General features: G+C 65.1%; 17 protein-coding genes and 1 tRNA gene. 10 read left to right on the top strand and 8 right to left on the bottom strand.

The features are described 5' to 3' along the window. Position 1 precedes the first annotated feature (1 nt). Genes GN330_RS08190 through GN330_RS08180 form a run of 3 tightly spaced genes read left to right on the top strand, consistent with a single transcriptional unit; the run spans position 2 to position 2930 of the window. Positions 2-946, top strand: coding sequence for an ABC transporter permease (locus GN330_RS08190; protein WP_343040440.1), 945 nt, complete (start codon positions 2-4; stop codon positions 944-946). After that, positions 943-2238: an amidohydrolase family protein gene (locus GN330_RS08185; RefSeq protein ID WP_156712203.1), complete on the top strand. Its 1296-nt coding sequence runs from the start codon at positions 943-945 to the stop codon at positions 2236-2238. Before GN330_RS08190 ends, GN330_RS08185 begins: the two co-directional genes overlap by 4 nt. Continuing rightward, on the top strand, positions 2235-2930 hold the full coding sequence (locus tag GN330_RS08180) for a gamma-glutamylcyclotransferase (protein WP_156712202.1): 696 nt from the start codon (positions 2235-2237) through the stop codon (positions 2928-2930). Before GN330_RS08185 ends, GN330_RS08180 begins: the two co-directional genes overlap by 4 nt. Before the next feature lie 7 nt (positions 2931-2937). On the opposite strand, the gene GN330_RS08175 is transcribed toward GN330_RS08180, so the two are convergent. Beyond that, positions 2938-4107: a DUF3095 domain-containing protein gene (locus tag GN330_RS08175; protein WP_156712201.1), complete on the bottom strand. Its 1170-nt coding sequence runs from the start codon at positions 4105-4107 to the stop codon at positions 2938-2940. A gap of 247 nt (positions 4108-4354) precedes the next feature. Between GN330_RS08175 and aztA the strand changes: the two genes are divergently transcribed. The 6 genes from aztA (at position 4355) to GN330_RS08145 (ending at position 12297) form a co-directional block, all read left to right on the top strand. Then, positions 4355-5167 carry a zinc ABC transporter ATP-binding protein AztA gene (gene aztA, locus GN330_RS08170; RefSeq protein ID WP_156712200.1) on the top strand — a complete coding sequence of 271 codons (813 nt, stop codon included), beginning with the start codon at positions 4355-4357 and terminating at the stop codon, positions 5165-5167. After that, positions 5164-6030, top strand: a complete 867-nt coding sequence (gene aztB / locus GN330_RS08165; RefSeq protein ID WP_156712199.1) for a zinc ABC transporter permease AztB — start codon at positions 5164-5166, stop codon at positions 6028-6030. Before aztA ends, aztB begins: the two co-directional genes overlap by 4 nt. Before the next feature lie 98 nt (positions 6031-6128). Next, the gene (locus tag GN330_RS08160; protein ID WP_156712198.1) at positions 6129-7043 is read left to right on the top strand and encodes a PhzF family phenazine biosynthesis protein; all 915 of its coding nucleotides are present in this window, start codon (positions 6129-6131) and stop codon (positions 7041-7043) included. Positions 7044-7126: 83 nt separating this feature from the next. Continuing rightward, positions 7127-7202, top strand: a tRNA-Lys gene (locus GN330_RS08155). 460 nt (positions 7203-7662) lie between these two features. Further along, entirely contained in the window at positions 7663-11178 is a 3516-nt protein-coding gene (locus tag GN330_RS08150) for a peptidoglycan-binding domain-containing protein (protein ID WP_156712197.1), read from the top strand. 78 nt (positions 11179-11256) lie between these two features. Beyond that, positions 11257-12297, top strand: a complete 1041-nt coding sequence (locus tag GN330_RS08145) for a hypothetical protein (RefSeq protein ID WP_156712196.1) — start codon at positions 11257-11259, stop codon at positions 12295-12297. Between the two features lie 21 nt (positions 12298-12318). Here the strand turns inward: GN330_RS08145 and GN330_RS08140 are convergent, their stop codons facing one another. The 4 genes from GN330_RS08140 to GN330_RS08125 form a co-directional block, all read right to left on the bottom strand. Next, a complete protein-coding gene (locus tag GN330_RS08140; protein WP_156712195.1) occupies positions 12319-12756 on the bottom strand; it encodes a DUF1284 domain-containing protein in 438 nt (145 codons plus the stop codon). Further along, positions 12753-13343, bottom strand: a complete 591-nt coding sequence (locus GN330_RS08135) for a biotin transporter BioY (RefSeq protein WP_156712194.1) — start codon at positions 13341-13343, stop codon at positions 12753-12755. Before GN330_RS08135 ends, GN330_RS08140 begins: the two co-directional genes overlap by 4 nt. A gap of 253 nt (positions 13344-13596) precedes the next feature. Beyond that, positions 13597-14247, bottom strand: a complete 651-nt coding sequence (locus tag GN330_RS08130; RefSeq protein ID WP_156712193.1) for a GntR family transcriptional regulator — start codon at positions 14245-14247, stop codon at positions 13597-13599. Between the two features lie 52 nt (positions 14248-14299). Then, a complete protein-coding gene (locus tag GN330_RS08125) occupies positions 14300-15412 on the bottom strand; it encodes an endonuclease/exonuclease/phosphatase family protein (RefSeq protein WP_156712192.1) in 1113 nt (370 codons plus the stop codon). 193 nt (positions 15413-15605) lie between these two features. Between GN330_RS08125 and GN330_RS23760 the strand changes: the two genes are divergently transcribed. Beyond that, entirely contained in the window at positions 15606-16121 is a 516-nt protein-coding gene (locus tag GN330_RS23760; RefSeq protein WP_246188593.1) for a BA14K family protein, read from the top strand. A gap of 151 nt (positions 16122-16272) precedes the next feature. Here GN330_RS23760 and GN330_RS08115 read toward each other — a convergent pair whose 3' ends face one another. From GN330_RS08115 to GN330_RS08105, 3 genes are all read right to left on the bottom strand, one after another. Beyond that, positions 16273-16563 (bottom strand): PilZ domain-containing protein, encoded by a 291-nt coding sequence (locus GN330_RS08115; RefSeq protein ID WP_156712191.1) that lies wholly within the window; start codon positions 16561-16563, stop codon positions 16273-16275. A gap of 158 nt (positions 16564-16721) precedes the next feature. Further along, a complete protein-coding gene (gene ilvC, locus GN330_RS08110) occupies positions 16722-17741 on the bottom strand; it encodes a ketol-acid reductoisomerase (RefSeq protein WP_156712190.1) in 1020 nt (339 codons plus the stop codon). Positions 17742-17743: 2 nt separating this feature from the next. Beyond that, positions 17744-18424, bottom strand: coding sequence for a TetR/AcrR family transcriptional regulator C-terminal domain-containing protein (locus GN330_RS08105; protein WP_197435094.1), 681 nt, complete (start codon positions 18422-18424; stop codon positions 17744-17746). Positions 18425-18474: the final 50 nt, after the last annotated feature.

Genomic DNA, 18474 nt, shown 5'->3' with positions numbered 1-18474 from the left:
CGTGGCCGAAGCTCTGGAAATCCTGTTCACCGCCTCGTTCTGGGTCGCCGCGATCCGCATCGCCTCACCGCTGATCTTCGCCACCATGGGCGAACTGATCTGCGAGCGCGCCGGCGTGCTCAATCTCGGCATCGAGGGTATCATGGTCGCCGGCGCCTTCACCGGCTGGTTCACCGTCTATTCGGGCGGCGATCTGTGGACCGGGATCGCGGTCGCCGCGGCCACCGGCGCGGCCTTCGGGCTGCTGCACGGCACGCTGACCGTGCCGCTCGGCCTGTCGCAGCACGTGGTCGGCATCGGCATCACCCTGCTCGCCACCTCGCTGACCTATTTCACCTATCGTCTCGCCCTGCCGGAAGTGACCTCGCCGCCGAAAATCGACTCGTTCCAGCCGCTGGAAATCCCGCTCCTGTCCGACATTCCGCTCGTCGGCCCGGCGCTGTTTGCCCAGACCCCGTTCACCTATCTCGCCTTCGTCACCGTCGCCGTGGTCGGCTGGGTGCTTTATCGCACGCCGCTGGGGCTGGCCGTGCGCGCCGTCGGCGAAAACCCGGCCGCCGTCGAGGCCCAGGGCATCGGCGTCACCGCCACGCGCATCGGCGCGGTTATGGCCGGCAGCGCGCTAATGGCCGTCGGCGGCGCCTTTTTGACCATGTCGGCCTTCAACTCGTTCTTTTTCGAGATGGTCAACGGCCGCGGCTGGATCTGCATCGCGCTGGTCGTGTTCGGCTCCTGGCGTCCGGGCAAGGCGCTGCTCGGCGCGGTGCTGTTTGCCGCCTTCGACGCCTATCAGGTGCGCCTGCAGCAGGTCACCGGCGGCGTCATCCCCTATCAGCTCTTCCTGATGCTGCCCTATGTGTTATCGGTGCTGGCGCTGATTCTCGTCGCCCGCCGCGCGACCTATCCCAAGGCGCTGATGATCCCCTACCAGAAAGGCGAGAGATGAGTTTCGACCTGATCGTCAAAGGCGGCACCCTGCCTGACGGCCAAATCGCCGACATCGCGATTGCGGGAGCCAGGATCGTCGCCATCGAGCCCGGCATCACCGCCGAGGCCGGACGCGTCGTCGACGCGAGCGGCAATCTGGTCGCCCCGCCGCTGGTCGATCCGCATTTCCACATGGACGCCACGCTGTCCTACGGCCTGCCGCGCACCAACGCGTCGGGCACGCTTTTGGAGGGCATCGCGCTGTGGGGCGAGCTGAAGCCGCTCCTGACCCACGAGGCGGTCAAACAGCGCGCGCTTGCCTATTGCGACTGGGCGGTTTCCATGGGGCTGCTGGCGATCCGCAGCCATGTCGATGTCTGCGACGATCGACTGCTCGCCGTCGAGGCGCTGCTGGAGGTCAGGAAGGAGGTCGCGCCCTATATCGACCTGCAGCTGGTCGCCTTTCCCCAGGACGGGTTCTACCGCTCGCCCGGCGCGCGCGAAAACACGCTGCGCGCGCTCGATATGGGCGTCGACGTCGTCGGCGGCATCCCGCATTTCGAGCGCACCATGGCCGACGGCACCCGCACGGTCACCGCCCTGTGCGAGATCGCGGCCGAGCGCGGGCTGATGGTCGACCTGCATTGCGACGAGACCGACGATCCGCTGTCGCGCCACATCGAGCAGCTCGCCTACGAGACCCAGCGTCTCGGCCTCGGCGGCCGCGTCGCCGGCTCGCATCTGACCTCGATGCATTCGATGGACAATTATTACGTCTCCAAGCTCCTGCCGCTGATCGCCGAGGCCGGGGTCGCGGCGATCCCCAACCCGTTGATCAACATCATGCTTCAGGGCCGCCACGACAGTTTTCCCAAGCGCCGCGGCCTGACCCGGGTCAAGGAAATGCACGCCCACGGCATCCGCGTCGGCTTCGGCCAGGACTGCGTGCTCGATCCCTGGTATTCGCTCGGCACCGCCGACATGCTCGACGTCGCCTTCATGGGCCTGCATGTCGCCCAGATGTCGCACCCGGACGAGATGCGGCGCTGTTTCGACATGGTGACGACCGAGAGCGCTGCGATCATGGGGCTTGATGATTACGGCGTCGCGGTCGGCAGCAAGGCAAGCCTCGTCATCCTCGACGCTGGCGATCCTGTCGAGGCGCTGAGGCTGCGCGCCGAGCGCCTGTGCGTGATCGCCGCCGGCAAGGTGGTGGCCGAGCGCGACCGGCAACAGACCCGGCTTGCGCTACCCGGCCGGCCATCGGCCGTCGCACGCCGCCATCGCGCCCCGACCGCACGACAGGAATGACGCGACGCCCGCGCCTGACAGCCGAGCTCGTCCGGCAGGTTCATCGCGACCTCGCCGATCCCGGGCCGATGCAGCGGCAAAAAAATGTCCCGAAAAGCTGGTTCGCCGACACCGCGACATCCTTGCGCGCCGCGCTGGCGCCCGGCGAGCCGTTGTGGGTGTTCGCCTTCGGCTCGCTTATCTGGCGCGCACCGATCGCCTTTTCCGACCGGCGCACCGGCCTCGTGCGCGGCTGGCACCGCGCCTTCTGCCTCGGCTGGGATACGCGTTATCGCGGCAATGTCGACCAGCCGGGCCTGATGCTGTCGCTCGACCGGGGCGGAAGCTGCAAGGGCGTGGCGCTGAAGATCGCGCCGGAACGTCTCGACGCCGACCTCGTTCGGCTGCTTGAACGCGAGCCGCCGATCCTGCCGCGCTGGGTCAATGTCGCCACCGACACGGGCCCGCTGCGCGCCATCGCCTTCGTCGCCGAGCACAATTATGCCGGTTATGTCGGCGGCCTGAGCGAGACCGAGATCGCCGACCGGCTGGCGGTCGCCGTCGGCTTCTGGGGCACGATGGCCGAATATCTCCTCAACACGGTCGAGCATCTCGAACGGCTCGGGCTGCATGACCGGCATTTGTGGCGGATGCAGGACCTGGTGGCCGAGCGCATCGCGGCCAGGCAACCGGACACAGGAGCCGACCGCTGAAAGCACGCTATCCCCGCCTTTTGATGGCCAACGCCGCCGTGGTGTAGCCGCCCGACGCGCCGTCGACGAAATGCACGTGGTCGTCGCTCGACACCGACGGCACGATGCAGGTCATGATCGCCTCGTCCTGCTCGAACAGGCCGTAGTCGAGCAGCCCCTTGGCCGCCGCCTCGGCCAGCATCGCCTCCAGTTTTTTATAGGTTTCGGCGTCGCAATCGATCGTCATCTTCAGACCGTCGTCGAATTTGCGGAAATCGGCGTTGGCGCTGGTCGTCTCGACATAATGGCCCGGATCGAAACCGCCGACCCCGCGCCCGGTCCTGAACAGGAAAAGCGCAAACAGGGTTTCGGCCAGGAGTCGCAGCTTGTTGAGTATCAACGAGCCGCCGCCGCGCCGGGCGCGCGCCTCCAGCTCCAGCCCGAGCGGCGGCCATTCGAAACCGGGCCCCGCCGCCGGCACCGGGTGGCCGCCGCGCTCCAGCCCGACCGTCAGCGCGATGATCCGGCGCATGGCGTCAGCGACCGCTGCTATCGGCGCGTCCGCTCTCGGGATCGCCAGCAGCGACAGGATCCTGCCGTGCCTCGCCCGCATCGGCGTCCAGCGGCACGACAGGCCGGCCAGATCGGGATATTGGTCGGCCGGCGCGGCCTCGACCCGGTAGCGCCCCCGTTTCATCTCGCCTTCCGCCCAGGCCATGCCGCCGCCGGAAAACATCGCGTAATCGACGCCGGGCGACGGCGCGTAGCGGGCGACGGCAAGCTCGTGGCCCGCCGCGCGGATCGCCCCGACCGGCACGATCGCGCCGCGCATCTCGATCTCGAACTCGCGCCTGGCCCAGCCGATCACGCGCGCCAGCGCATCGCGCGCGGCCTCCAGCCGGTCCGCTTCAAAGCTGAACCCGGCGCCGTCGCCGCCGAACACGAACGGAAACCGCCTTCCGCCGGCCGCGTTGATCTGCGCCGAGATCACCGCCGCGCCGACCGTGTTGACGACCTTGTAGCGACCGGCCGCGATCAGCTCGGTCGAACCGACAATATCGGCGGTACCGACGAACCAGTCGTCCGGCACCGGCCGGTAGGCCGCTCCGTCCGCAAGGCCCTCGAAGCCGGCATGAATAGGCAAAGCGTCGTAGAAGTCCGGGCGGAGCGCGCCGCTGCCTGCAGATTGTTCGTTCATTGGCCACCACCCGCCTTGCTGCCGCACCATCCAAGCCGGCTATGCCGCCGCCTTCAAGGTAGTTTCGCAAGGATAGACGCGCGCCACCCGGTATGGTTTCAATTCCGACCCGGTTTTACGAACACAGTTGCGTGTTTGCCGTCCGCCGGCCCCGATCGTGATCCGATCCCGCCATTGACGAACGTAATAACATCACATAACCAGACGGGATCGGCCGGCAGCGTCGGCGATTATTCCGGACATGGCAATGAGCGACGCCAGCCTGACCTTTAGCGACCTGACCCTCGGCTATGGCAGCCACCCGGCCGTCCACCATCTGAACGGCCCCGTCGAACGCGGCTCGCTGACCGCCGTGGTCGGCCCCAACGGATCGGGCAAATCCACCCTGATGAAAGGGATCGTCGGCATCGTGAAACCGATGGCCGGCGCCGTGAAGACGGCACCCGGCCAGCGTCTCGCCTATCTGCCGCAGCAATCCGAGATCGACCGCAGCTTTCCCGCCCGCGTTCTCGACCTCATTGGCCTCGGGCTTTGGCCGAAACGCGGCCTTTTGAGACGCTACGACCATCGCGACCGGGAGAACCTGCGCGACGCGCTCGACGCGGTCGGCCTTGCCGGCTTCGAGCACCGGCCGATCGACACCTTGTCCGGCGGCCAGTTGCAACGCGCGCTTTTTGCCCGCGTGCTCGTCCAGAAGGCCGATCTGATCCTGCTCGACGAACCGTTCAATGCTATCGATGCCAAGACGACCTCCGATCTGATCGCCCTCATCCGGCACTGGCATGGCGAAAGGCGCACCGTGCTGGTGGTGGTCCACGATTTCGAGCTGGTGCGCGACCATTTTCCCCAAACGCTGGTTCTGGCCCGCCGCCCGATCGCCTGGGGCCGCACGCAAGACGTCATGCAGCCCGACATTCTGGCGCGCGCGCGCCGCTTCGACGAAGCCTGGCACGACGACGCCCCCTGGTGCGCGGCCGACGGCCCGCATGCCGGCCACGACCATACCGGAACGGCGTCATCGCCGGTTCCGGCCGCGGCACAGCGCAGCGGCTCGCTATGATCGACCTCCTCGTTTCACCCTTTGTCGAATTCGCCTTCATGCGCCGCGCGTTGCTCGGCGTGGTGCTGTTGTCGATCTCCTCGTGTCCGGTCGGCGTGTTCTTGATGCTGCGCCGCATGAGCCTGGCCGGCGACGCGATGGCGCACGCGATCCTGCCGGGCGCGGCGACCGGCTTCCTGCTGTTCGGTCTCGCCATCGTGCCGATGACCGTCGGCGGGCTGATCGCCGGTGTTTTGGTGGCGCTCGGCGCCGGCGCGGTTTCGCGCCTGACCGTCCAGAAGGAGGACGCCTCGATGGCCGCCTTCTACCTGATCTCGCTCGCCGTCGGCGTCTTGATCGTGTCGCTGCGCGGCTCCAGCGTCGACCTGATGCATGTGCTGTTCGGCAGCGTGCTGGCGCTCAACGACGAGGCGTTGACGCTGATCGCCGGCATTTCGATCGCGACGCTCGCCGCGCTTCTGCTTTTGTGGCGCGGTCTGATCGCGGAATGTCTCGACCCGCTGTTCCTGCGCTCGGTCAGCGGCATCGGCCCGCTGGTCCATTTCGTCTTTCTGGGTCTGGTCGTGCTCAATCTGGTCGGCGGCTTCCAGGCGCTCGGCACGCTGTTGTCGGTCGGCCTGATGATGCTGCCGGCCGCCGCCGCCCGTTTCTGGACCGCGCGCGTCGACACGATGTGTCTGCTGGCGATCGCCATCGGCATCGCGTCGAGCACGGCCGGCCTGCTTTTGTCCTACCATTTCACCCTGCCGTCGGGTCCGGCCATCATCCTGTCGGCCGGCCTGGTCTATTTCGTCTCGATCCTGTTCGGCGGACGCGGCATCCTGCGCGTGCTCGTCACCCGCCACCGACATCGCACGGCCTGAGGCCCCGCCCATCCGGCGTACGACGCTTGCCAAGCCGGACGCAAACCGCTCTTCTGGACCTCAAACTCCCGACACCGACCCGCGAGCGGAGACGAAGAATGGCCGGACGGCGCTATGAGATCTACGATGTCTTTACCGACCGCGCGCTTGCCGGCAATCCGCTGGCGATCGTACGCGACAGCGACGGGCTCGACGGCATTGCCATGCAGGCCGTCGCCGCCGAATTCAACCTGTCGGAGACCGTGTTTGTCGGGCCGCCGCGAAATTCCACCCATGCCGCCGGCGTGCGCATCTTCACACCCAAGAGCGAATTGCCGTTTGCCGGCCACCCGACCGTCGGCACCGCAATCGCGCTCCATGAAGGCGGCAAGGCGCGGGCCGGCGACACTGCCATTCTCGTGCTTGAGGAAAAGATCGGCCCGGTGCGCTGCGCCGTCAGCGCCACGCCCGGCCGGGCGAGCTTCGCCGAATTCGACCTGCCGCGCCTGCCCAATCCCGTCGCGCTGTCGGCCGAGCCCGAACTGATCGCCGCCGCGCTCGGGCTCGACGCCGGCGAGATCGGTTTCGAGAACCACCGTCCCTCTGCCTGGACGGCGGGCGTGCCCTATGTCTGCATCCCGGTCGCCGACCTTAAGGCGGCCGGCCGGGCCCAGTTCGATCCGCGCTTGTGGCTCGACATCGCGCCGCCAGCCGACAACATCATCCCCAGCGCCTATGTCTATTGCCGCGAGACGGTCGGCGAGGACTGCGCCTTCCACGCCCGCATGTTCGCCCCGCATGACGGCATTGTCGAAGATCCCGCCACCGGTTCGGCGGCCGCCGCCTTCGCCGGAGCGCTGGTCGCCTTCGACGCCCCTGTCGACGGATTCGGCCGCCACTGGATCGAACAGGGCATCGAAATGGGCCGTCCTTCCCATATCCGCCTGGAGGTAGAGACCGCCGCCGGCGCACTTACGGCCGCACGCATCGGCGGCTACGCGGTCCGGCTGGCAGAGGGAACGCTTTTCGTCTGAATTCTTCCCCCGCCAAGGCTTGCAACCGCCGGAACGAGCGGCTATAGAGCCGCACGCTCGCGCTCCTTGAGACGCGGCTCCGTGGGTGATTAGCTCAGTTGGTAGAGCAGCTGACTCTTAATCAGCGGGTCGTAGGTTCGATCCCTACATCACCCACCAAAAATTTCCAATAAAATCAACACTTCTTAAGAAACGAAACCGGAACGCCGTGCGAGAAAAACCCGCCGTGCGAGAAGATTTTCTCGCGCGGCGGGCGCATCGCCGTCGTGACAGTCACCGCGCCGCGAAACTTCATTGATCGCGCCAGGATTGGCCTGCCCGCCTCCGTCATCAGCCGGAAGCCGTTCAGCCTGGGTTCACACGGGATCGGCAAGGTTTCGGCCAGTCAAAGGCTCCGTGGTCGAAATCGCCGAAAAGTTGAAAAATCAGCGGCGGTTTCATGCGGAAGTAAGGCTAAAACAGGAACAAGGCGCGCCTGCGCTTTACCAAGACGAGATTTCGTGCCTAGCTTTGTGTCCCGCGGGTGGTGTGAAGTGCTTCATTTACCCGGAGGGCAAGCGGACCTAGTGAAGGCCCGGATAAAAAGGGACTGATAGCCTGCCAGGAGGAGGAGCATCCCATGGCCGCCAACCCGTTACGCACCCGCCATTTTTCACGCAACGCCCTGAAAGGCAAACGTCTCGCCTTCGCCTCAGCCCTGCTTTTGGGGTCGTCCGCGCTGGTTCCCGCAGCCCTTGCCCAAGAGGCGCTGTCGGCCGGAGAGGCCTTTGCGACGCGCTTTTCCGGCACCACCGAAATCACGCTTGCCGACGGCGAGCGCCTGACCCTGATCGATGAAAGCGGCGTCGTCGGCTCCGTCGTCGACATTCGCAATCCCGGCTTCGCCGCCGACGGTCGCCACTGGATCGACGAGCCGCAACGCCTTCCCGTCACCGCCGGCCAGGTCGGCCAGGTCTTCGGCATCGCGATCGATGACGCCAGTCCGGCCAATATCTACCTGACCGCCACGTCGCAATTCGGCCTGCATCGCGATCCCGACAATACCGACTGGCTGCCCGGACAATGGGGCGAAGGCGGTCCCGGCGGGCTTTACAGGCTCAACGCCGACAATGGCTACCAGCCCGAACTGCTCGCCGCGATCACACTGGACGGGCGCGAAAACACCGGCGCCGGCCTCGGCAATGTCGCCTTCGACAAGGCGCACGGACAATTGTTCGTCTCGGACCTCGAAACCGGCATGATCCATCGCCTGGCGCTCGACGGCACGCAGATCGACCGCTTCGACCATGGCGCCGACGCGCGCGCCAGCTTCCTCGACGCCGTTACCGGCGAGGCGGCGACCTTGCCCGCGATCGCTTTCGATCCGGCCTCGACGGCCGCGGTCGGCGATTGCGCGGACGCCTCCGGAACGCCGCAGGCCTTCGCGCAGACGCCCGAATGCTGGAACTATGCCGATTTCCGCCGCCGTGTGTTCGGCCTCGCCGTGTTCACCGATCCGCTGTCGAACGAAACCCGGCTCTATTATGCCGTGTCGGGCGCGGACGGCATGGGCAATCCCGACTGGGACGGCGCCGGCGATGACGCCGCCAACAGCGTCTGGTCCATCGGCCTGGACGAAAATGGCGGGTTCGATGGCGCCGATGTGCGGCGCGAAATCGTCCTGCCGGCATTCGGCGGCGATGACGCGACGCCGCGCGCGGTGCCTGACCTGGCCATTTCAGACGAAGGCGTGATGCTGATCGGCGAACGCGGCGGCGTGCGCAATCTCGGCCTCGACCAATCGCAGCCATTCGCCAAGCCGCATGCCGCGCGCGTGCTGCAATATACGCTGACGGGCGAAGGGTTCTGGTTCCCGCTCGGCCGTTACGATGTCGGCTTTAATGACCGCAAATCGCTTGGCGCGCCGCATATCCGCGCCAATGCCGCCGGCGGCGTCGATTTCGGTTACGGCTATACCACCGACGGCACGATCGACGCCGAACGGCCCTATGGCAGCATCTGGGCCTCCGGCGATTCGCTGTGCTCGCCCGACGGGCCCTGCCTGGAGCCTTCGACCGGCGAACGCAGCGATCTCTCCGAGGTGCACGGCATCCAGGGCACACCCGCCGAAGCACTCGACGAGGTGCTGCCCGAGGCCGCTCTCGGCGCCTATCCCGCCACCGGCGATCCCTACCCCGCCGACGCGGTGCTCGCCTCCTACATGATCGACCTCGACACCAATATCGACGAGGCCGGCAATCCTATCGCCATCGAGGCGCTCAAGCACGACGCCACCAAGATCGGCGACGTGGAGGTTTACCGCGCTGGCCCTGGCGGCGCACTCCCGCCCGGAGAACCGGCACTGCCGCAGCCACAGGGCTACGATCTCGACATCGACAAGAGTGGTCCCGTCGAATGCCTGCCGGGTTCGGAATGCAGCTTCACCATCAAGCTGACGAATAACGGCCCGGCCGATTTCTCGGGTCCGGTCTATCTCTGGGACGTGATCGAACCCGAGGCCGCGCCCTTCGTCGAGACCATCGGAACGGGTTGGAATTGCTTCGAGCTCGACGCGGGCATCCAGTGCTACAATCCGAGCGTGACGCTTGGCGTCGGCGAAGCGACGGAATTCGCACTCAAGATATCGATTCCGGCGGATTATGGCTCCGACATCCTCACCAATTGCGTCAGCATCCAGTGGCTGTACGGCGAGGACGGTGGCGTCGACGCGCAGGCGATCCAGGTCGCGCTCGCGCTTCTGGGTTACGATCCAGGTCCGATCGACGGCATTCTGGGACCGCAGACCCAATCGGCGCTGGCGCAATTGCAGTCCGACAGCGGTCTCGATCCGACCGGCGAACTCGACGACGAAACGCTCGGCTTGCTCTATCCCGGCATGGTGGGGATCATCGGCGATCTCGACAGCACCAACGACCAGGATTGCCACGATGTCGGCACCGGCGATCCGACGCCCATCCATTCCAAGTGGAACTCGCATCTGAAGACGGGTTCGCCGCACAACAAGATCCAGTCGCATCTGAAGACAGGCTCGCCGCATAACAAGCTGCAGTCGCATCTGAAGACCGGATCGCCGCACAACAAGCTGCAGTCGCACCTCAAGACAGGCTCGCCGCATAACAAGCTGCAGTCGCATCTGAAGACCGGATCGCCGCACAACAAGCTGCAGTCGCACCTCAAGACAGGCTCGCCGCATAACAAGCTGCAGTCGCACCTCAAGACAGGCTCGCCGCATAACAAGCTGCAGTCGCATCTCAAGACAGGCTCGCCGCACAACAAGATCCAGTCGCATCTGAAGACCGGCTCGCCGCACAACAAGCTGCAGTCGCATCTGAAGTCCGGATCGCCGCATAAGAAGATCCAGTCGCACCTCAAGACCGGCTCGCCGCACAACAAGATCCAGTCGCACCTCAAGTCCGGCTCGCCGCACAACAAGCTGCAGTCGCATCTCAAGACAGGCTCGCCCCACAACAAGCTGCAGTCGCACCTCAAGACCGGCTCGCCGCATAAGAAGATCCAGTCGCATCTCAAGACCGGCTCGCCGCATAAGAAGATCCAGTCGCACCTCAAGACAGGCTCGCCGCACAACAAGCTGCAGTCGCATCTCAAGACCGGATCGCCGCATAAGAAGATCCAGTCGCATCTCAAGACAGGCTCGCCGCACAACAAGCTGCAGTCGCACCTCAAGACCGGATCGCCGCACAACAAGCTGCAGTCGCATCTCAAGACAGGCTCGCCGCATAAGAAGTTGCAGTCGCACCTCAAGACCGGCTCGCCGCATAAGAAGACGCAGTCGCATCTCAAGACCGGCTCGCCGCATAAGAAGTTGCAGTCGCACCTGAAGACCGGCTCGCCGCATAAGAAGACGCAGTCGCATCTCAAGACCGGCTCGCCGCATAACAAGACGCAGTCACACCTGAAGACCGGCTCGCCGCACAAGAAGATCCAGTCGCACCTGAAGACCGGATCGCCGCATAACAAGGCGCAGTCGCATAAGAAGACCGGTTCGGTGAGGCCGCACAACAAGGCGCAGTCGCACAACAAGACCGGTTCCGTGAGGCCGCACAACAAGCTGCAGTCGCACCTGAAAAAGGGCTCGGCGATCGAAAAACCGCCGGCATTCCTGCCCAAGCTCTAGGCTTGCGCAATTCAGATGCGCGGGGAGCCTACGCGCCAGGCTCCCCGGCAGTTCCCGATGATTGGAATGGAGATCGACATGACACCGGCATCATTCATGCCGCGGGGCTTTCGCTTTGCCCGGCTTTGTTTCGGCCTCGCGGCCGCAGCGATGGTTTGGGCGCAGCCGGTCGCGGCCGCATCCGCCAATACGATCACGACCAACGAAGCCTATGTGGACGCCGTGCGCGCCGCGCCGGCTTTCGACATCACCGACATCGACGCGGTCTTCGACCACGTCTTTTCCCAGCTAAACGACGAGGTCACCGTCTATCCGACTGAAAACTACTACTATTTCAAATTCATCCACGACGCGGTGCCTTATGCCGGCAATTTCCGCCTCGACATCGCCGATCGCGACGACGGCATCGTTCATTTCGCCTATTTCACCGAAAACAACCCCTTCACCGAGCAGCAACTTTCCAAGCATCGCGCCTATACGGCCGAGCTTGGCGTGACCGTGGAGAAAAAGGACAGTCTCACCTATGCGCTGACCCGCAAGGGGCGCACGGTGACGTTCCGGCTCAACGATTTGCGCGATGTCCGGGTCCCCAAATCCAAGCTCGGGCCGGGCGAGGACTATCTCGGCCCGGTCTTCGACGAAGCCGGCGTGCAGATGTTCTTGTTGTGGAACAAAGAGCTAAAAATGTTCCTTTATGTGCTCGACGAGAACGTGCCGTCGGAGGACTATTTCCAGTCTGAAACCTCGAACCAGGTCAGCATCGGCCTGCGCACCGGTTTTGCCTGGTACCAGGACCGCTATCTGGATCGCCGGATCCTGGTCGGGGTGCGCGCCTATGAAACCTCGCTCAACACCTTCTTCGACGGGCCGTTCGACCAACTTCCGGACAATTTCCTGGAAGGCGACGTGCTGCGCCGCGCCCTGCTCGAACTCAGCCCGGAAGTCGAGGGCCAGATCGACAGGTTCGGCAATTCGCGCGACCTCACCGGCCGCATGCTGGTCGATCCCTATCTGCTCTACGACGACCAGAGCGAATTCACCGTGCTCGACCAATGCGCCGCGGCCGCCGTCGACCCGGCGACCTATTATCCCTGCTTCGCCATCGGCCAGAGCAAATAGGCCGCCGGCGTGGCGCGAGGCTCACGCCTCATGCGCCGGCGCGGCAATCACCGCGTGCGCAAAACCGTCTTGCGCAATCGCCGTGCACAGTTCGGCCCATTCGCACTCGTGACACGCAGAGCGGACTTGACCGGTCGCGAAGGCGGCGCGAAGCTGACCGAGCCGTGTCGCATCCAGCACCAATCGGCCGCCGGGGCGCACGGGCAACCCCAGCACGCCGCCGAGATCGTCCATCGCGGCGCGATCGCGTTCGCTCACGCTGGCACGATGGCAATGGGGCTGCTGACCGCTTAGAAGCGGCGCGCAAATGTCGTCCGGCCCGGCCACGATGTCGACCTCTTCGCCCGCTGCCAGGCGCCCCGCTATCGCAGTCAGATTGACCGTGAAGGCGGGGCTGTAGCCCTTGCCCACATAGGTCAGGACGCAAAGCAGGTGATGCGGGCGCAACCGCACCGTCATTTGGCGGCGGGCCTTGGCTCGCGCGCCATCAGCCGGAGCGTCAACGCCCCGAGCGCCGCTTTGAGAACAGCGCCGGCGAGGAAAGGCACGATCCCGGCCATCACCGCCTGCCCGAGACCTATCAGGGCCGCCAGCCACGCCGCGCCGACGGCGAGGCAAAGCATATTGCTGATCAGCATGCCGACAAAGGCCAGGCCGGGACGATGCCCGTTCCAGCCGCGCTCGGCCAGCCAGCCCATGGCCATGCCCGCGATCGGGAAGGCAAACAGATAACCGGCGGTCGGCCCGACGAAATGATGCGCGCCCGCGGCCCCGCCGGCGAGCACCGGCAGGCCAAACGCCCCTTCCAGCAGCCAGGCGGCGATGGTCGCGCCGCCGAGACGCCAGCCATAGAGTGCGCCCACCAGCGCGACGGCAAAAGTCTGCATCGTCACCGGGACGGGAATCATCGGCACTTCGATATAGGACGACAGCGCCAGAAACAGGCTGCCGAAGAACACCGCGCCGATCTTCCAGATCAACGGACGACGCTGCAGATCGAGCGGGCTGAAGGTCGGCCTTTGCCGGACGCTGGTCGAGAGGGTCATGGCTGTCCTTTTAAGATTATAGATAATCTTGATATTCTATCGCTAATGGAGTCCACAAAACCGCGCCCATTGCAAGCCCGGCGCGCGCATCCGCCCCGCGCCAGGCGCAAATCGTTTCAGCAACAGGAAAATTGCGCTGGCCGGCACAGCGGCCGTCAGGCGACTGGGCCTATGCGTGCGGCGTCGCCCGCCGCACCCGTTCCGGCAATACGTGTTTCGTCACGATGCCGGCCGCCTGGTTTTCTGTCGCGCCCTATCGACCTGCGCCGACGGCGCCCGGCCGTTCCGGTTTTTTTCCGATCCACTGCACATGCCGCGCCAGCACGGCCGTGGCGGCATCGATGTCCCCCGCACGCAGCGCCGCGAGGATGGCCCTGTGATCGCGATCGGTCGGCGTTTCCCACTCCGCCCGCCAGCCCGAAAACAGGAAGCGGGCGCTGGCAATGTGCAGATCGTCGATGGTCCGCAGCAGGCGCGGCATGCCGCAGGGCGTTATGATCAGCCGGTGGAAGGCGCGGTTGGCGTCTTCCCAGGCGTGAACGTCGCCCGCGTGATCGCCGGCGCGCGTGGCGTCCTCGGCCTCGTCGAGAATGGCCTTGGTCAAATGCGGCGCGGCGTTGCGCAGGGCGAGAACCTCGAGTGCGGCGCGCATCTCGGCAACCTCGCGCACGTCCTCCAGGCTGAAGCCCGCCACCCGGACGCCCCGGTGCGGCTCGCTTTCGACCAGCCCCTGCGCTTCGAGGCGGCGGAAGGCTTCCCGCACCGGCACGTGGCTGGCGCCAAACTCCTCGGCGACGTGATCCTGCCGCAGCCGCGCGCCGGCACCGATCTGGCCGGAGATGATGCGGTCGGCGAGCTCGCGGCCGATCCGCGCGGCAAGAGGTTCTGATTTGTGACGCGACATAAGATTATAGATAATCCGAACGGGGTGGCGCGTCGAGTGTGCCGCCCCGGCCTTAGACCAGGTCGAGCGTGATCGCGATCGGGCAATGATCCGACGCTTTCGGCCGGTCCCAGCCGATACGCGGATAACGCTCCACCGTCTGGCCCGGCGGAAACAGGGTGCGAAACGGTTGCCCGGCGCGGACGATGTCGGGCACCGCCTTGGCATTGCCGCGCGCCAGCGCCGGCGACAGCAAGATGTAGTCGAGCTGGCACAGATGGCGCTCCTGCGGCCCCCGCGTGTGGTAGAGCGTCCAGCGGTCCAGCTCGGGCCGTCGCTCGACCGGGTTGACGCTGAAACCGTCCCTGGTCAGGAGATCGACACAGGAAAAATCCTCGCGCACCGGTGTGAAGCCATAGCCGGAAAACCGGTCGCCGCTGATGACGACCCGTTCCTGATAGTCGTTCATGTCGCCGCAAATCACCCAGCGCATGTCCTGCGCCTTGTCGGCCCCGAACCGATCCTCGATGATGCGGCGCACCGCGCTCGCCTCGGCGACCCGCACCGGCATGCTGGCGTCACGACCCGGCAGGCCGTTGCGCGGCGTCCCCATCGATTTGAAATGAACCGTGTAGATGGTCAGCGGCCGCCCGTCGACGCGGACGTCGACCTCGAGGCAATCGCGGCGGAAGATGCGGGCGACGGGTTCGATGCCGAGTTCGGCCAGTTCGGGCGTATGGAGATCGAAATCCTCGAAGGTGATGTGGGCATGGCTTGTCATGGCCACGAATTCGATCGGTTGACCGTGCCGGGTTTCGGGCCGCATCATCACCGCGACGTCGATGCCGCGACTGTCATTGCCTGTCGTCATGTATTTGTTGCGGTAGCCATGCCCGACCATCTTGAAGAGATAGCCATATTCGAACGCCTTCAGCGCGTCGATATTGTCGACTTCCTGCAGGCAGATGATGTCGGCGCCGGTCTCGGCGATGGCGAGCGCGGAGAGCTGGCGCGTGTCGTCGGTGTGGGCGATGGCGCGCGCGCGCTCGACCTCGCGATACTCGGCCTCGTCCTTGATGTCGAACAGCGCCACGGCCCGGTCTTGCCACAGCTCGTTGCGGTAACCGGAAAAATCGAACCTGTTCATCAGGTTCTCGACGTTGAAGCTGGCGATGCGCACGGACATGGGCGGCATATTTGCCTGCCGCCACCGCAAATAACAAGGCAACCTTCTTCATCTTCCCGCCCGCTTTTGCGTGTAATGGTTGAAACGGCTTCGTTCATCCCTAGTTCAGGTAGGAGTGAATACGCTTTTCGTTTGCTAATGCCTTTTGCGCCCCCGCAGGCGCGGCTAGGCTCGTACGCAAGGAGACACGACAATGTGTAGAACCTTTCCGCTTCTCGCCTGGTGCGCGGCGCTTGTCGTCGGCGCGCTGGCGATGGGCACCAGTTCGGCATCGGCCGGTGAGCGTCTTTGGCGCCACCAGGGCGGTCTGAACGCGATCGGCTGCGCCGGCGGCTCGACCGATTGCCCGACGATCATCAATCGCGGCGGCGGCGTCTATTTCGACCGCCGGGCAAAGCGCCGGCACGTTTACCGGGATCGCGACTACCGTGAACGCCGCATCTACAAGCGTCGCTATGATCGCCGCCACAACCGCCGCATTTACCGCCATGGCGGGCCGCGCATCTATCTCAACGTGCCCGGGCTGCTTTACGACGGCTATGCGCCGCGGCGCTACGTGCAACCGCGCCGTTATTACAAGCGGCATCGCGGCCTGTCGAACGCCCATGTCCAGTGGTGTTTCGACCGCTACCGGTCTTACCGGGTGCGTGACAACACGTTCCAGCCCTATCACGGACGGCGTCGCCAATGCGTGTCGCCCTATAGCTGAGTTGGTGCGGCCTAACGCCGAATAACGCAAAACGCCGCCTTTCGGGCGGCGTTTTCCGTTTCGCATCGAGGCCTTGAGGCCGCTCGGGAATTACGGCTGGCCGGCCCGCCCCACGCCGCGACCGGCCAGCCTGGCATGCGCTTGTTTTTTGTTATGTGAAGCGCACGCCGATCTCGCCGATGCCGCGCCAGCACACGTCGGCTTCGTAAGTGCTCCTCTCGCCGGCAATGTGAAGCCGGAACCGCCGCGGCACGCCGAACGTGTCGCCGAACGCGAGCTTCGCCCCCTGTTCGGACAGGTTGCGCACCACGCATTCGCTCGCCCCATATCCGTTGTTGAAGGAAAGTTTCGCGCCTTTCAGGACCCGATGGCGCAGTTCGCGGCGACGGTCGGGAAAAATGCGGCCGTCAATGGCGATCGACTTCTTGGTAATCGGCATCATGTCGAGCCTCCTCGCACTGATGCGGCTGAAGAAGCGAATTTCGTGCCAGAAAGACTGTGCCGGAACGGCACAGGCGCCGACCAGAAGGCCGGCGCCTGTGCATTTTTCAATCGTGCGAACCGGGCCGGCCGGCCGCAGCCGCCGTCAAGGCGCCCGCGTCAGTTCTTGGCCTTGTCGACCAGCTTGTTGGCCGAAATCCACGGCATCATGCCGCGCAGCTTCTCGCCGACCTGTTCGATCGGGTGGTTGTCGTTCATGCGGCGGATGCCCTTGAAGCGCGCCGCGCCCGAGCGGTATTCCTGCATCCATTCCGAAGTGAACTTGCCGGTCTGGATATCCTTGAGCACCCGCTTCATCTCCGCTTTGGTCTCAGCGGTGATGATGCGCGGACCCGAGACATATTCGCCCCATTCGGCCGTGTTGGAGATCGAGTAGTTCATATTGGCGATGCCGCCCTCATAGATCAGGTCGACGATCAGCTTGACCTCGTGCAAACATTCGAAATAGGCCATTTCGGGTGCATAGCCGGCTTCCACCAGCGTCTCGAAACCGGCCCGGATCAATTCGACCAGACCGCCGCACAGCACCACCTGCTCACCGAACAGATCGGTCTCGCATTCCTCGCGGAAATTGGTCTCGATGATGCCCGAGCGGCCGCCGCCGACGCCGCATGCGTATGACAGCGCCAGATCGAGCGCGTTGCCGGACGGATCCTGATGGACCGCCACCAGGCACGGCACGCCGCCGCCCTTCTGGTATTCGCCGCGCACCGTATGGCCCGGGCCCTTCGGCGCGATCATCAGCACGTCGACGCTCGCCTTCGGCTCGATCAGACCGAAATGCACGTTCAGGCCGTGCGCGAAGGCAATCGCGGCGCCGTCGCGGATATTCGGCGCGATCTCGTTCTTGTAGATATCGGCCTGCAATTCGTCGGGCGTGGCCATCATCATCAGGTCGGCCCATTTGGCGACCTCGGCGACGCTCATCACCTTCAGCCCGTCGGCCTCGACCTTCTTGGCGGTCGCCGAGCCTTCTTTCAGGCCGACCGCGATCTCCTTGGCGCCCGAATCCTTCAGGTTGAGCGCATGCGCCCTGCCCTGCGAGCCGTAGCCGATGATGGCCACTTTCTTGCCCTTGATGAGATTGAGATCGGCGTCGCGATCGTAATAGACACGCATGGTTATTTCCTTTCCTGGGTTTGCGTTCTGGCGGCGACGGATCCCCGCGCCGGTTTTGCTTCGTAGAGAACCAAGAACTGTCGCGTCGCGCATTCGGCGTCGCGGGCGATCTCGGCCTCGCTCATCTCCAGCCGGTCGCCGAGCAGAAACCGGATCTGGACATCGCGGCCGACCAGGCCGAAAAAGGTCCGGAACGCGGCTTCGGCGTCGCCAAAGTCAAGCAGTCCGGCCGCGCGTCCGGCCTCCAGCACCGGTTTCAGCCGTTCGCCGATGGCGAAGCGGCCATTGGCGAGCACGATCCGGCCCAGATTGCTCTTGCCCGAACCGGCATGCGACACCGCCACCCGGTTGAGCGCAATCGAGCTTTCCGACGAAATAACGCGCAGCCAGGTCGCAGCGAAATCCTCCAGGCTTTCGCGCAAGGCCGCCGCGTCGAGCCGCTGGCGCTCATAGCTGCCGGTCCTCACCTTGGCCGCCTGCCAGCGCACGGTCGCCGTCAACAAGCCGTCGCGGTCCCCGAACCATTTGTAGAGCGTTTCCTTCGAGCAGCTCGCCCGCCGCGCCACCGCACTCATGGTGAGCGCGTCGCGTCCCTCGACCAGAAGCGCGAGCACCGCGTCGAGCACCTCGCCCTGGCGCGGGGTGAGCGTTTCCACCCGTTCTGTCTCGATCGCGACCTGCAACTGGTTCTCCGGCGGCGGATGGTAATTCAGCGTACCGTACGTTACGGTTC

The sequence above is a fragment of the Nitratireductor arenosus genome, from assembly GCF_009742725.1.
Taxonomy (GTDB): Bacteria; Pseudomonadota; Alphaproteobacteria; order Rhizobiales; family Rhizobiaceae; genus Mangrovimarina; species Mangrovimarina arenosa.
The sequence above is the reverse complement of the archived record's forward strand: the minus strand, read 5'-3'. Positions and strand labels throughout refer to the sequence as shown.